We start from the raw sequence: 13,651 nt of genomic DNA on the forward strand, positions 1-13,651 counted from the left end.
AAAATATAGCCAATAAAAAATAGCTCCTCCTAGCTGTTTTTTTTGCCCGCTAAATATCAGGGAGTGCATCTACGTGTCAATAAATAAAACGCTCAAAGGCAGAGCCACTACACCTGCCGCAGGTTTTACAATGATTGAGCTATTGATAATTATTTTAATCATAGGAATATTTAGTGCGATCGTCACCCCCTCCTGGCTGATGTTCATCAACAACCAGCGTTTAAAGGCATCGCTCGATCGAGCTTATTGGGCAATGGAACTTGCACACAGCAACGCCAAACGTGACAAAGTTTCATGGCAAGCCAGCTTCAAACCAGTAGGAGAAAATGTACAAATAGCAGTTCACCCCGCCGACATTTCCCCAGCCCAAGTCCCAGTCAGTCAATGGAAAAACCTAGAACCGCAAATTCAAATAGATACACTTATCAACGACAAAGGAGGATATGAAACAACACTACTCCCAGTAAATGAAAACAACGAGCAAAAAGAAAACGGTACAATCCGGCGAGTCATGTTCAACCATCGAGGTTGCCCCGTATCCCGAAGCGACCACGACTGCACCCTAACGAGTATAAGAGCCAAAGGAACCCTAACGTTATATCATCCCAACTTAAGAAACAGCCAACGCTGCATCATCATTTCCACTCTCCTAGGCCATAAACGCATCTCCCAAAGACAACCCAAAGCTCAAGACAAAAGATATTGTTACTGAGTCACTGATGTAGGGTGCGTCAGGGAAAACGATATTACCCGAAATCAGAACACGGCAGTGCCCAAGGCGTGTCAACCTCAGCCAACCATCTGCCAGTCCGCGAGTCCGCCAGGGAATGAATTCCACCGGGCTTATAGCTAAAGTCCTCTCAAAGAGGACTGAAGAACTCATGAGTCGTCTTCAGACGACTTTAGCTTTGAGGCAGGGGTTTCAACCCCTGCCGGACTATTGGTTGTACGTTAATTTGACAGCAATGGGCATTGCCACGTCCTCAATAGCCCTGTTGTTGATCGTTATCTTCGAGGTCAATTCCTGACGCCACATCTCAGATATAATCAACTACTTCTTACTCGGCGCAATCTTCTCAATAGAAATCAGCGACTCCATCACCGACTCCACAATCGGCGCCGCCACCGTCCCCCCCGAACCGTCCTTAGGCTCGTCAATCACCGCCAAAACGACATACCGAGGAGCCTCCACAGGCATAATCCCCACAAAGCTAGTAATAATCGCCTTGTCAGAATAACCCCCACCAGCATTAGCTTTTTGAGCCGTACCCGTTTTTCCAGCAATCCGATACCCAGGAATTTGTGCAGCTTTCCCCGTACCACCATCAACCACAGTTTCCATCATTTCTAACACCTGTTTAGTAGTTTCCGGCGAAAAAACCTGCTTCGGAACCGGCCTCGGAAGCTTCCAATAAGCTTCACCGTCCCTATCAAAAAGTCCCCGCACAACGTGAGGAGTCACCAACTTGCCACCGTTAGCCAAAGCGCCGTTAAGCTGCACCAACTGCATCGGAGTAATCGAAAAACCTTGCCCAAAAGCCGTAGTAGCAACTTCCACCGGAGAGTTAATAAATTGCTCTCGATTTTTAAGCTGACTGGTTACTTCAAAAGGCAAATCAGTTCCCGCAGTTTGTCCGAGTCCGAGTTTTTCTAAAGCTTGATAGTAAAGAGAAGCTTTCATACTTCTCATTACGTGCACCATCCCCACATTGCTAGAATGTTTCAAAATCTCAGTAACAGTCGAAGGGCCGCGCGCCCCTGCTTGTTTGTAATCGGAATTTTGGATAGTCCAGCCATCCATGAAAATCCGACCTTCGTCTTTAAACACACTATTAGGTTTCACCGCACCCGCTTCCAGAGCGATCGCCACATTAATCGCTTTAAAAGTCGAACCAGGCTCATAAACATCAGTTACAGCCCAATTTTTATAGCGCGACAAATCGAAATTAAAATATTGATTCGGGTCATAAGAAGGTTCCGCTACAACTGACAGCAATTCCCCGTTACGGGCATCCATCACAATCACCGTGCCCCGCTTCGCATCGTGTTCCTTCATTTTTTCCTTAAGCGCAGTTCGGGCAGCCCGCTGCAAGCGAGTGTCGATCGTCAATTGCAATTTCAAATCATCAAGCTGCACAAATCCCGCCGTCAGCCGATCGGGAACCCAACTCCCATTGCTCGACCTGCTAAACTGAATCGACGGCATCGATCGTTCCAACAAATTCTGCTGGCTGTATTCCACCCCAGCTTGTCCCTTCCGTTCCCCGTCCACATAACCGAGGATATCCGCCGCCAACTCCTGCTGCGGGTAAAAACGCTGCTGCTGCCGCAGCAACTCCAAGCCATCCACCAGACTATCTTTAATTTGCATCTGAGCGACGCGATCGGCAACCTCTTGAGGCAGAGACTCCGCAATAGTAATACCGCTTTCAGCAAGATTAAACCTGCGTATCAATTCAGTTTCCGACGTAGTGCCCGGACTCAGTTCGAGCGCCAGCATCGGAGCCAATGTAGCAGCAATTTCCGCCTTGGAGTGGTTAAACAACTTCGGGTGAGCGTAGAGCGTGTACACCTCTCTGTCGATCGCCAAAACATTCCCTGCGCGGTCAACTATCGGGCGTCTCGGTACAAACGGCTTCGTTTTGAGAGTTTGCTGCTGCTCGGCCTGTTTACGCAGCGCCGGAGCTCGCGTCACCTGCAAATAAAACAAATTCACAGCCAGCCCCAGCCCCCCCAGCATCAACACGGCCCACACGGCCCACAAACGGAACTTGCTGCGCTTTAAACGCTCCACCGGCCGCCCCCAAGATGCAGCCGTCTGTTGTGGCGATCGGCCGAAACTGCCCGAAGATCTAGGTTTGGCTGGTTTTTCCCACCCTGTGCGAGCGCCTGCCTGTTTTGTGCGTTTGAAATTCGGCGATCTGTAGCGGTCAAAACGGGGGTCGTAGCTCATGGCATTAAAAATTCAATAGCAAGTTAGAGCGTTTTAGAAGTTATAATTTATAACTTAAATCTTAAAATATAAAATTCACGACTTGGGAATGAGCAGTCCCTATCAAGGTTGGGCTCACACCTACAGTTGCATTCTGTTTTTTGAAGTGGTGTTAATTATTTTTAATTTGTAACTTCCGGTTGGAAGCAGAAAATCGATCGCGACTTGCAAAAAAGTCAAAAAGGAAATTAGATCCTGGAATTTTCAGGCCCGCGGACACTCAGGCCCTCGGGCGCTCTACGCTTTGACACAGGTTTAATAGCCCAGCGGTGTTTCCACACCGCCTCCCTTCTTGAGAGCGGGCTCAGAATTTGGTGCCGCAACGGGCGATCGAGTTTCAGGGGCCGGCTGCAAGAAAATTGTGTCCCCAGGATTCTGCGGAGCCAAACCGGTTTCTGGATTTTGGGCTTCTTTAGCAAGTTGGTGTTTCAAGACTTCACTAGAAGCACTCAATTGCTGTTCCCGGAGGCGCAGAGTTTCCAGCTTTTGATACTCCTGGCTCCAGCGCTGCTCGCCGTAAACTGTCAAGCCGTAGAGACTCAGAGCACCGCCCAAAAGCATAAGTGCTGCCACTGAGGAGGCGCGCTGTGCCTGCAGGAGCGATCGCAACCACACTGGCTGCTGCTGGCGAGCTGGCATGACTTTCAGCACCGATGCGGACTGCCGAACCTGAGCCTGTTCGTCTGCTGGCGAGTAGTTGGGCAATACCGGCCCTGTCTTCGCCCGCCTAGCCCGGGCAATAGAAGTAACTTTGCTTTTGGCTGGGCCAGCAGAGGGCTTGCGGGTCGATCGGGAGCGGGGAGAATCCGGGGATCTGATAGCAGCGGTCATAGAGTTCACCAATACGTAAAGTGGGGTAGCTTCAGCTTGATTGAGGTTAAGAGTTTTTTGTCTCCAGAGCCCCAGTTGTGGCAATCTGGGTTCGATCGGTTATCCTTACCAAAGATACCTCACAAGCCAACCAACCCATCCTACCACTGGTCTCTTTGACTTCAGGATTTGCCAAAAAAAAAGAAATCTTTGCTGGTTAGCGATAATCTATGTGAAATTTATGAATAAATGCAGTATTGTAATCAACGAGCGAATCGTTGAGCTATTCGTGCCAGCATTGTTTCTGAAGTACACTATTCCCTTCCTTGCGATGGGTTTTCAGTCTTAAGGAGTTTTTATGAACAAGGGATTAATTCGTTTGACTTTGGTAGTGGGCTTGGCAGTAGCCCTCGGCGCCTGCGGCGGAGAGGGCGGCACTGGCGGCGGTGGCTCTAGCCCCTCTCCGGGCGGCGCTGGCGGCGCTGGCGGCACTGGCGGCGCTGGCACTACTACTTCTCCTACTTCTTCCCCATCTCCAAAGTCCACTCCTGGGAGTGGTGGAGCTGGGGCTGGTGGGGCTGGTGGAGCAGGGGCTGGTGGAACAGCTTCCCCTTCTCCTAAAAAGTCTCCCTAACTAGGGCGATCCGAGAGTGTTTGCCCAACGAGCCTAGCCTCCAGGTGAAAAATCGTTCGCTCCTCGCATTTTTTCATCTCAGGGGTCTAGGTCTCAAGTTGGGTGTTAGTTGTAGTCTGATGCTTTTACTAAAGTTTCAGTACGTCCCCTTAGTGCCGCAAAGTCCGCTTAGCGCTGGGTTACAAGGGCTTTAGCTTTCAAGTGGAAAATTTGACTCCCGGGGCATGGAGGTTTTGAAACTCAAGCCTCTGACGGGAGGTTTGAAGACAGTGCCAGTGCTGCTGCCTCAACTCGAAGGTCAACCGGAGGCGATCGCAGACTTGAGGCAAATTTTGCACTGTCGATCGAGTCTCGCTTTCTTTCCCCGCCACTGTGGCTCGCAGACGAGAGGAAAGCAAGTTGAGCTTTGGATGCTCGTCGAAGACTTCCTCGATGAGAGCATCCGCATGGCTACTCGATTTGTTTACTAAGAGTTTCGCATCGGTGCGGGCAAGCAAATCGACCCGTCTGTTTAGAGCCAGTTTAGTGATTCAATTGGCGCCGCGCCACTTCGGTATTAACCCTGCCTCGCCAAAACTCGCTCCAGTTGCGCCTGAGTGCTGCTTTAAACCTATAGCACCGTCGCTGGTAGGATGGTGCTAGTTTGCTAGGCGATGCCTTGAGCATGGCTGATATTCCTTGCTGCTGTCGCCATGCTGAGTCCTTTAGCTTTAATTCCTCAATACCGAGTTGAGCATCCTTGGCTGTTTGAGCGTATTGCCCCAATTCACCGAATTTGTGGGGAAACCCAGCCTCCGTGAGGTGAAATTCTACCGATCGGGCGATCGTGCCTGCCTGAAAATTCCCGGTAAACTATTAACTGCTGCCCAACACTTACAGTGTTGACCCTCCTGCAGTGGCAAATAGACAATAGTTTAAAAAAATTTAATATCACATTTTAAATAAGAAGTCAAGGACATTTGGGAGAGAAGATAAATTTTTCAATTTGTTTTAATATTTCTATACGATGTTAGCAGTAAAACCCCAGCTCGGCGGCCGGCAAGGCAACAGCCGGCTGTGTGTGCAAGGGCGCGCGCTGGATCAGCAGCAGGCAAGATCGTGCTAATCAGTGGTAGGATCAGCGATCAAAAATGTATCGAAATGTAAAGTGCAGTGCCACTCTAGGTTTTGAAAGCCATTTAGTTAAAAGATTGAGGTAAGTAGTTTTATGCCCGCGACCGTCCCCTTTGAACAGATTGACCGCATTGTTGGGAATCAGCACCACGATCCATTTGAAGTGCTAGGTCCTCACGCGATCGAAGAAAATGGCAAAAAAGTCTGGGTCGTCCGAGCTTATCTGCCGAATGCGGATGCGGTATCGGTAGTTGTGCCGGAGGCCAGGGCCGAATACCCGATGAAATCAGAGCATCACCCTCACTTTTTTGAATGTACGATCGAAACCCCAGAACTAGCAAACTATCAACTGCGGGTCAAAGAAGGAGAACACGATCGCTTTATCTATGACCCCTACGCCTTTCGATCGCCCAAACTCACAGAATTTGACATTCACTTATTCTCAGAAGGCAACCACCACCGGATTTACGAAAAACTGGGAGCACACCTCACCGAAGTAGACGGCATCACAGGAGTATATTTTGCCGTTTGGGCCCCGAATGCCCGAAATGTATCAGTTTTAGGAGATTTCAACTATTGGGACGGCCGCAAACATCAAATGCGGAAATCGCAAAACGGCATCTGGGAATTATTTATTCCGGGACTATCCGTGGGAACTTCCTACAAATACGAAGTGAAAAACCAAGACGGACATCCCTACGAAAAGTCCGATCCTTACGGTTTCCAGCAAGAAGTGCGGCCGAAAACAGCATCAATTGTCACCGACTTAAACACCTACACTTGGAACGACAGCGCTTGGATCGAAAAGCGGCGGCACACAGACCAACTGACGCAGCCGGTTTCGGTTTACGAATGCCACATCGGTTCTTGGCTGCACGCCGCTACTGACGAACCCGCCGTGCTACCAAATGGGGAAATACAACCCGCCGTGCAAGTTTCGGAACTGAATCCCGGGGCGCGCTTTCTGACTTACCGGGAATTGGCCGATCGGCTGATACCCTACGTCAAAGATTTAGGATTCACTCACATCGAAATGCTGCCGATTGCCGAGCATCCTTTCGACGGTTCTTGGGGCTATCAAGTCACCGGTTATTTCGCCCCAACTTCCCGCTACGGCACACCTGAAGATTTCATGTATTTTGTTGACCAGTGCCACGCCAACGGCATTGGCGTACTCGTGGACTGGGTACCGGGACATTTCCCCAAAGACGGCCACGGTTTGGCTTTCTTTGACGGAACTCACTTGTACGAACACGCCGACCCCCGCAAGGGCGAACACAAAGAGTGGGGAACCCTAGTATTTAACTACGGCCGCAACGAAGTGCGGAATTTCCTAGTATCAAACGCTCTGTTTTGGTTTGACAAGTACCACATCGACGGGATTCGCGTAGATGCGGTAGCCTCGATGCTTTATTTGGATTACTGCCGCGAACCCGGAGAATGGCTGACCAACCAATACGGAGGGCGTGAAAATATCGAGGCGGCGGATTTTCTGCGTCAGGCGAATCACGTCATTTTTAGCTATTTCCCAGGTGCGCTGTCGATCGCCGAAGAATCTACCTCTTGGCCGATGGTATCTTGGCCGACCTATGTAGGCGGTTTGGGCTTCAACCTGAAGTGGAACATGGGTTGGATGCACGATATGCTGGACTATTTCCACATGGACCCGTGGTTCCGCCAGTTCCACCAGAACAACATAACTTTCAGTATGTGGTACAACCACAGCGAGAATTTCATGCTGGCTTTGTCCCACGATGAGGTAGTCCACGGCAAAGCCCACATCATCGGGAAAATGCCAGGGGACGAATGGCAAAAGTTTGCAAACGTGCGCTGTTTGTTTACTTTTATGTTTGCTCATCCCGGAAAGAAAACGATCTTTATGGGCATGGAGTTCGGCCAGTGGCACGAGTGGAACGTTTGGGGAGATTTGCAGTGGCAGTTGCTGCAATTCGAGCCGCACCAAAAGTTGAAGCTGTTTTTTAAAGATTTGAACAATTTGTACCGCAGCGAAACGGCACTTTACAGTCAAGATTTTGCTGAGGATGGGTTTGAGTGGATTGATTGCAGCGACAACCGGCACAGTGTCGTGGCATTTGTGCGCCGAGAGAAGGATGGCGACGAGTTTGTGGTGATCGTGTGCAATTTTACGCCCCAGCCGCACTCTCACTATCGCGTAGGAGTGCCGGAACCAGGTTTCTATACGGAGTTGTTTAACAGCGACGCCCGGGAATACGGCGGCAGCAATATGGGGAATTTGGGGGGCAAGTGGACTGAGGAGTGGTGGTTCCACAACAGTGCTTATTCGATCGACTTGTGTTTGCCACCTTTGGGGGTGTTGATTTTAAAGCTCGATCGGGCAAAAACAACCGCCAAATCTCAAGAGTTTTAAGTTGTGAGTCGTGAGAGTTTTGAGTTAAGAAAAATCAAAACTTTATCAAACCTAAAAATTTGAGGGTATTCAGAAACCCGGTTTCTCCAAGAAATCGGGTTTTTTTTGTTTTGTTGTTGTGGTGAATATCTCGACGGGGTGACAAACCCGTCAAAATACCTACTGAGGGCGGAGCGTTGCATAATAGCGGGAGGATTTTGATTTTTTTTGTAGGTGTGGCCATACCCCCGAAGGCGTGTATTTTCACAGCAGGCGGGACGCTTAACCCATACTCCCCACAAGAATCATCCTCCAATTGTGCCAAGCCGAATTAATGATAATTAGGCGCAATAAACTACCCTTTTTTCAGATGTGTATCAGGGCTATGTTCTTGATTATATCTATGTTCTGACGGGGTTGTCATCCAGGGAAGTGCGTAAATCATGTTCTTTTGTAAGTGGTATTAATTACCAATGCCAATTTTTCATGCCCAATTTTTACTTCTCAAATTTTAATTTCGAGTATCGGAAGCGCCAAGATTATAAGAAACTTTTGACGGCTCAACTGTTACAACTTCCGAAATAGATTGTTCTGCCACTGCCTCTAAAGTTGGCAGTGGTAGATGCTTCATTTCCCAAACTTTCAGCAAAATTAGATATTCATAAAAAGCTTGCAGCGTGCACCAAGCCAATCCCGCTTGGCCGTCAAGAAATCCGCCCAGTAAAATATACATATAGAAAAAGCGCACCACAGGCCGCAAAGGCAAGCGCAAAGAAAAATCTTTCAAAGCGCGGCGCCTTTCCACCTCCGACGCGCCAAACAATAAATCCCACCAATTTACTTGGCCCGCTTCTAATTGACGGAGAGTTTCAGCCGCCTCGTCAGTCGAGTAGCGGTTGTGCTTTTCAATCCAGCGGGAAAGACCTTTGCTGCAAGTATAGTGAGGGTAAGTTTCCTTCAAAAAGTGAGTGGGCCCGTTGCAGACTTCCCGTTCAGTGTGACCGTAGTCAGTAAACCACACTCGGTCTTTGCGAAAGAGACGCATTTGATAACGGGGATATTGAGTGCTGCGGCGAATCCAGCGCTCCATAAATATTACTTTTTCAGCTACGTAATAGCCGATATATTCTTGACTTTCGATCGCCTTTAAGCATTCAGCAAACAGTGCAGGCGTCATCCGCTCGTCTGCTTCGAGGATGTAAACCCATTCGTACTTGCACGGGACTTCTTGGAGCATCCAAGTCCGCTGGCGTCCGTGAGTTTCAAAGCGGTGCTGCACTGTTTGCACGGCATAGTTCTGAACAATCTCAAGGGTGCGATCGGTGCTGAAAGAATCAACTACAATGATATCGTCACAAAGCAGTGCCGATTCAATGCAAGCGGCGATATCAATCTCTTCGTTGTAAGTCAGAATATAAATGGAGAACATTCCCAGCTTTCAGTAAGGGCAAACTATTGGGTAAACAAACTATTTCTCAGGGATGTCTCGACCAGCGCGATCCCTGCCAGCGCCGGTCAATTTTTGCGGCGGCCGAACCGCATAATTCCCATACTTCTCAATCCCGTCCAACCAACAGTAATGTAGCCGATCGCTAACAGCAAACTGGTGATTCCCGTCTGCAAACTCGAATTTCTCGATCGAGTTCTTAACTCTTTCTCTTTTTGTTGCTTGCGGGTGCGAATCTCGTTGCGAGCTTGATTGGGCAGTTCTTGGGCTTGCTGTTCGAGGAATTTGTCGAGGGCTTTCGGGTCATTTTTCGACTCCTGAAGCACAGCTTTCCATTCCTTGGGAACCTCTGGACTCTTGAGTGCTTGTTGCAGCTTCCCGTCGTCTTGTAGCAGTGCGGCTATCTGGGTGCGACGCTGGCTTTTGAGCTCTTCTACCTGAGTTTTAAATTGAGCGCTTTTAAGTTGCGCCTCAAGTTGACCTTCGGCTTGTCCCGCTTCTTGATCGACTTGAGCCAGAGCATCCTTGAGTTCCAAACGAGTATTGTTGAGGTGAACGGGAACCAGAGATAGGTAAACTAGACCTAACAAGCTGGAAATCAACAGCGCCCAGAATCGCAAGTCCAGCCCAACATTGCGTCGCTCAATAGAGACTCCACTGCTGCTGTCTACCCAAAAGCCAGTCATCAGCAGGGCGATACCGATCAAAGGAATAATGCCCCTGTCAACTATCTGAGTTGCAGCAGCCAACTGCCAGCCTCGATTGAGAAGGTCTGAACTTTCTCCCGGCAGCGACAGAACAATGCAGTCAAGCAAAGCAGAGAGAATCAAGATAATCCCGACTACTTTTAGAGTTCGAGCAGCTACTGAAGAAAATTGACGGCTATTACTTGCTTTCATAATTCGTGTTAGATAATTCTACACCTTTAGATTCAAGGGGGTAGTTGAGTGGATTTTGTTGAAGGAGTTAAGCTATTTTCCACCAAAATAGCTGCTTCGGGTACCGAACTCGACTTTCCTCTGGGTTTTCACAGACTGCAGTTGCGAGCCAAAAGGTCGAGTTTCTGAGCAGCTATGCAGAGTGGGACACAGGAGGCTGTAGGCTTCTGGGCTGGCTGTAAAGCTTGGTCAAGATAGCGTCCAGAAACTCCAGCAAGCAACTGCTGGCTTCTTCTATAGTCTGACGAATCCAGCGTAAAGATGAGCTCTACACACTTGGGTTCCTGGTTTTAACTAGCTTTCGCTCGCGCGGCCGTGCCAGAAATAATAGACACAGGAGGAGCGCGTTTCGTTGGGTTTCACCCCCTAGGGCTCCCACCACCCGATCGCCTGCCCGAGGGGGTGGAACTACATCCCTTGTCTTATAGTAATTGATATAAGAGAGGGCGGGAATAAATAATTGTTTACCAACCTTTTTAACCTCCAATTACCAACAGCACGATACCGCAGTCACAAATACACGAGTAGCGGTTTTTTACTTGGGAATTCTGTTTACTATATCACGTTGTTGCAGGTAATTTTTACTTATCCCTTCTTGCTTAATAGTCACAAATTACTAATCACTATTTACTCATCGGCAACTATTAATTATGGTCAGGTTGAAGAATTTATTATTCAATAGTAAAAGTGCAAAGCTTCACATTTTTTGGTAGGATAATTTTGACCGCTGTTCAAATTGGGTGGTAATGACTGCAATGATTTCTGATGTTTACACGTTGAGAGAACTGGAAAGATCGATCGCATCCGATCCGGACAAGTGGCGTCCGATCGTGTTTACTAACGGCTGCTTCGATATCCTGCACTGCGGTCACGTCCGCTATTTGCAGGCGGCAAAAAATTTGGGCCGATCGCTCGTTGTGGGTTTGAATAGCGACGCCAGCGTGCAAGCTATCAAACCGCAGCAGCCGGGATTGCCGCCCCGCCCGATCGTACCGGAAAATCAGCGAGCCGAAGTGTTAGCCGCTCTCAAACCAGTAGACGCCGTAGTAATTTTTTCGGAGATTACAGCAACTAAACTGATAAATATCCTGAAGCCTGATATATACGTTAAAGGAGGCGACTATCAAGTCGAAACTCTGCCGGAAGCACCGGCCGTTATCGCCGGAGGTGGCAAGATTTCCTTGATCGAAATAGAAGTTCCGAGTTCTACCAGTGCGATCGTCAAACGCATTTTACAATTAGGTACTTAACCCTTGATCGCAAACAGCAAACAGTGAGCTAAACTCAGAAGTTGCCCCATCAAAAAACACGCTTGGTGCGATATCTCGTACAACTTCATCCCAATTGCTAAGCAGGAGATAATTTTAATGGAACTCACAAGCAATAACACGATCGCGGAAATCATACAAAGACACAAAGCAGAGTTACTAGCAGACTGGCTCAAAGAACTGCAAAATACCGGGCTGCGGCGGGACGACTTGATGAGAGCCAAAGAATTGCGCTCTGAGTGTCAAGAGTTCTTGCAATTGCTCCACATTGCAGTCGGACACGGTAACTTTAGCGACATCCAGACACCCGAATGGGAAAATATGCGGGTGTTGCTAGCAGAAGTTTCGCGATCGCGCGTTCAGAGAGGCTTTACTCCCTCAGAGATAGCGAGTTTCATTTTATGCTTCAAAAAGCCATTGTTCGATCGGCTTTGTCATGAACTGACAGAAAACCGCGACGCACTTGTCGAGCAACTTTGGCTTTCCACCAGTTTATTAGACCAGCTTGGCCTTTGGGTGACAGAAATCTTTCTCAAAGCTCGCGAAGAAGTCATCGAACGCCAGCAGCAAGAAATGCTGGAATTGTCAACACCCGTAGTCAAACTTTGGCAAGGCATTCTCGCTTTACCCATGATCGGGACTCTCGACAGTGCCCGCACTCAAATAGTAATGGAAACTCTGTTGCAAGAAATCATGGAAACCGGCTCAGAATTTGCGATTTTAGACATTACAGGCGTGCCGACTGTTGACACTTTAGTTGCTCAACATTTATTAAAAACTGTAGCAGCCGCCCGTTTAATGGGTACTGAGTGCATCATCAGTGGCATTCGCCCGCAAATAGCTCAAACCATAGTGCACTTGGGAGTTGACTTGCAGGATATTCTCACAAAAGCTACTTTAGCAGATGCTTTTAAAGTCGCGTTGCAGCGCCAAGGTTTAATTATAAAAAATCTTAAAGAGGAAAAGTAAAAATATTGCTATCTGACATGATAACTCAAGTAAATGTTAGCAAGTAGGGGAATTTATGGAACGAATACCGATTCTTCAAATGGGAGAATTTTTGCTAGTAACAATTCAAGTAGATATGCACGATCGCTTAGCAATGACGCTGCAAGATGACCTGACGAACCGCATCGTCAAAACAGGTGTCAAAGGTGTGTTAATAGAAATTTCTTCCCTCGAAATTGTTGATTCTTTTATCGGTCGCATTATCAACAATATCGCTAGTATGTCGCGAATTTTAGATGCGGAAACAGTTGTGGTCGGGATGCAGCCAGCGGTTGCTATTACCCTCGTTGAGTTGGGGCTTTCCCTGACAGGAGTTCGCACAGCTTTAAGCGTTGAAAAGGGCATGATTTTGTTAAGAAAATCCTTGGGTTGGTCTCTTGACGAGCAAGGGTAAGCAATCGATTAATTGTCCCCTGACTGAGGCACAGGCAGTCAAGAAACCTAGTTTGTTTGTAGATACCTTGTTGACAAACAGAAGATTTCTTACGAAAGGGCTTACGCACTCAAGGGGGTTAAATCAAGGGTTTAAGATTCCTGCACTATGTTCTATTTTGAGAGAAAATCGTAGTAAGTGCGTAAGTCCTATTAGGAGAAACTAAGTTGATGAGCGTAAGTCCTATATTTTGGGGAGAAGTTCTATTTTGGTACAGTAGCCGCCATGTCAAAACGTGAGATACTAGAAATCCGATCGTCATCCGATATAGTCCACGTCCGACAGCAAGTGCGAGCTTGGGCTGTAGCAATGGGATTCGGTTTATTAGACCAAACGAAAATCGTTACCGCAGCCAGCGAACTCGCCCGCAATACTGTAGACTACGGCAAAGGGGGAACTGTAACTCTCGAAACGCTCCAATTAGGAACCCGCAAAGGGCTGAGGCTGATATTTGAAGACAAGGGCCCGGGAATTCCAGACATCGAATTGGCAATGACTGACGGTTATACTTCTAATCACGGTTTGGGTTTGGGACTCAGTGGTTCTAAACGGTTGATGCACGAATTTGAGATTGTTTCCAAAGTGGGTAAGGGAACTAAAATTGCGATCGTCCGCTGGCGCTGAAGAAGTAATACGATTT

At 48.2% G+C, this 13,651-nt stretch carries 14 protein-coding genes; 9 read left to right on the top strand and 5 right to left on the bottom strand.

Features of this window, described 5'->3' with window-relative positions:
- The first annotated feature begins 73 nt into the window (after positions 1 to 73).
- Together QUA62_RS15195 and QUA62_RS15200 are read left to right on the top strand one after the other, a co-directional pair.
- Positions 74 to 712: a prepilin-type N-terminal cleavage/methylation domain-containing protein gene (locus QUA62_RS15195; protein WP_333405113.1), complete on the top strand. Its 639-nt coding sequence runs from the start codon at positions 74 to 76 to the stop codon at positions 710 to 712.
- Positions 713 to 881: 169 nt separating this feature from the next.
- The gene (locus QUA62_RS15200) at positions 882 to 1,028 is read left to right on the top strand and encodes a hypothetical protein (RefSeq protein ID WP_333405115.1); all 147 of its coding nucleotides are present in this window, start codon (positions 882 to 884) and stop codon (positions 1,026 to 1,028) included.
- Positions 1,029 to 1,051: 23 nt separating this feature from the next.
- Here the strand turns inward: QUA62_RS15200 and QUA62_RS15205 are convergent, their stop codons facing one another.
- Together QUA62_RS15205 and QUA62_RS15210 are read right to left on the bottom strand one after the other, a co-directional pair.
- Positions 1,052 to 2,953, bottom strand: coding sequence for a penicillin-binding protein 2 (locus QUA62_RS15205; RefSeq protein WP_333405117.1), 1,902 nt, complete (start codon positions 2,951 to 2,953; stop codon positions 1,052 to 1,054).
- A gap of 294 nt (positions 2,954 to 3,247) precedes the next feature.
- Entirely contained in the window at positions 3,248 to 3,823 is a 576-nt protein-coding gene (locus QUA62_RS15210) for a hypothetical protein (protein ID WP_333405119.1), read from the bottom strand.
- A gap of 337 nt (positions 3,824 to 4,160) precedes the next feature.
- On the opposite strand from QUA62_RS15210, the gene QUA62_RS15215 reads away from it, so the two are divergent.
- Positions 4,161 to 4,436, top strand: a complete 276-nt coding sequence (locus QUA62_RS15215; RefSeq protein WP_333405121.1) for a serine protease — start codon at positions 4,161 to 4,163, stop codon at positions 4,434 to 4,436.
- Between the two features lie 233 nt (positions 4,437 to 4,669).
- A complete protein-coding gene (locus tag QUA62_RS15220) occupies positions 4,670 to 4,906 on the top strand; it encodes a hypothetical protein (protein WP_333405123.1) in 237 nt (78 codons plus the stop codon).
- Between the two features lie 52 nt (positions 4,907 to 4,958).
- On the opposite strand, the gene QUA62_RS15225 is transcribed toward QUA62_RS15220, so the two are convergent.
- Positions 4,959 to 5,201 (bottom strand): hypothetical protein, encoded by a 243-nt coding sequence (locus tag QUA62_RS15225; RefSeq protein WP_333405125.1) that lies wholly within the window; start codon positions 5,199 to 5,201, stop codon positions 4,959 to 4,961.
- 442 nt (positions 5,202 to 5,643) lie between these two features.
- Here QUA62_RS15225 and glgB point away from each other — a divergent pair, with 442 nt between their 5' ends.
- A complete protein-coding gene (gene glgB / locus QUA62_RS15230) occupies positions 5,644 to 7,938 on the top strand; it encodes a 1,4-alpha-glucan branching enzyme (RefSeq protein ID WP_190662409.1) in 2,295 nt (764 codons plus the stop codon).
- 490 nt (positions 7,939 to 8,428) lie between these two features.
- On the opposite strand, the gene QUA62_RS15235 is transcribed toward glgB, so the two are convergent.
- A complete protein-coding gene (locus tag QUA62_RS15235; RefSeq protein WP_015177708.1) occupies positions 8,429 to 9,346 on the bottom strand; it encodes a glycosyltransferase family 2 protein in 918 nt (305 codons plus the stop codon).
- A gap of 86 nt (positions 9,347 to 9,432) precedes the next feature.
- On the bottom strand, positions 9,433 to 10,263 hold the full coding sequence (gene hpsJ-B, locus QUA62_RS15240; protein ID WP_333405127.1) for a hormogonium polysaccharide biosynthesis protein HpsJ: 831 nt from the start codon (positions 10,261 to 10,263) through the stop codon (positions 9,433 to 9,435).
- Positions 10,264 to 11,057: 794 nt separating this feature from the next.
- Between hpsJ-B and rfaE2 the strand changes: the two genes are divergently transcribed.
- The 4 genes from rfaE2 to QUA62_RS15260 all read left to right on the top strand — a co-directional run bounded on the left by rfaE2 (position 11,058) and on the right by QUA62_RS15260 (position 13,635).
- Positions 11,058 to 11,552, top strand: a complete 495-nt coding sequence (gene rfaE2, locus QUA62_RS15245; protein WP_333314212.1) for a D-glycero-beta-D-manno-heptose 1-phosphate adenylyltransferase — start codon at positions 11,058 to 11,060, stop codon at positions 11,550 to 11,552.
- 117 nt (positions 11,553 to 11,669) lie between these two features.
- The gene (locus tag QUA62_RS15250) at positions 11,670 to 12,539 is read left to right on the top strand and encodes an STAS domain-containing protein (RefSeq protein WP_190662403.1); all 870 of its coding nucleotides are present in this window, start codon (positions 11,670 to 11,672) and stop codon (positions 12,537 to 12,539) included.
- Between the two features lie 55 nt (positions 12,540 to 12,594).
- The gene (locus QUA62_RS15255; protein WP_190662402.1) at positions 12,595 to 12,972 is read left to right on the top strand and encodes an STAS domain-containing protein; all 378 of its coding nucleotides are present in this window, start codon (positions 12,595 to 12,597) and stop codon (positions 12,970 to 12,972) included.
- 264 nt (positions 12,973 to 13,236) lie between these two features.
- Complete coding sequence (locus QUA62_RS15260) at positions 13,237 to 13,635, top strand: anti-sigma regulatory factor (protein ID WP_333285341.1); 399 nt, start codon at positions 13,237 to 13,239, stop codon at positions 13,633 to 13,635.
- Positions 13,636 to 13,651 lie beyond the last annotated feature (16 nt).

It is taken from the genome of Microcoleus sp. MON1_C1 (assembly GCF_036701945.1).
GTDB lineage: Bacteria > Cyanobacteriota > Cyanobacteriia > Cyanobacteriales > Microcoleaceae > Microcoleus.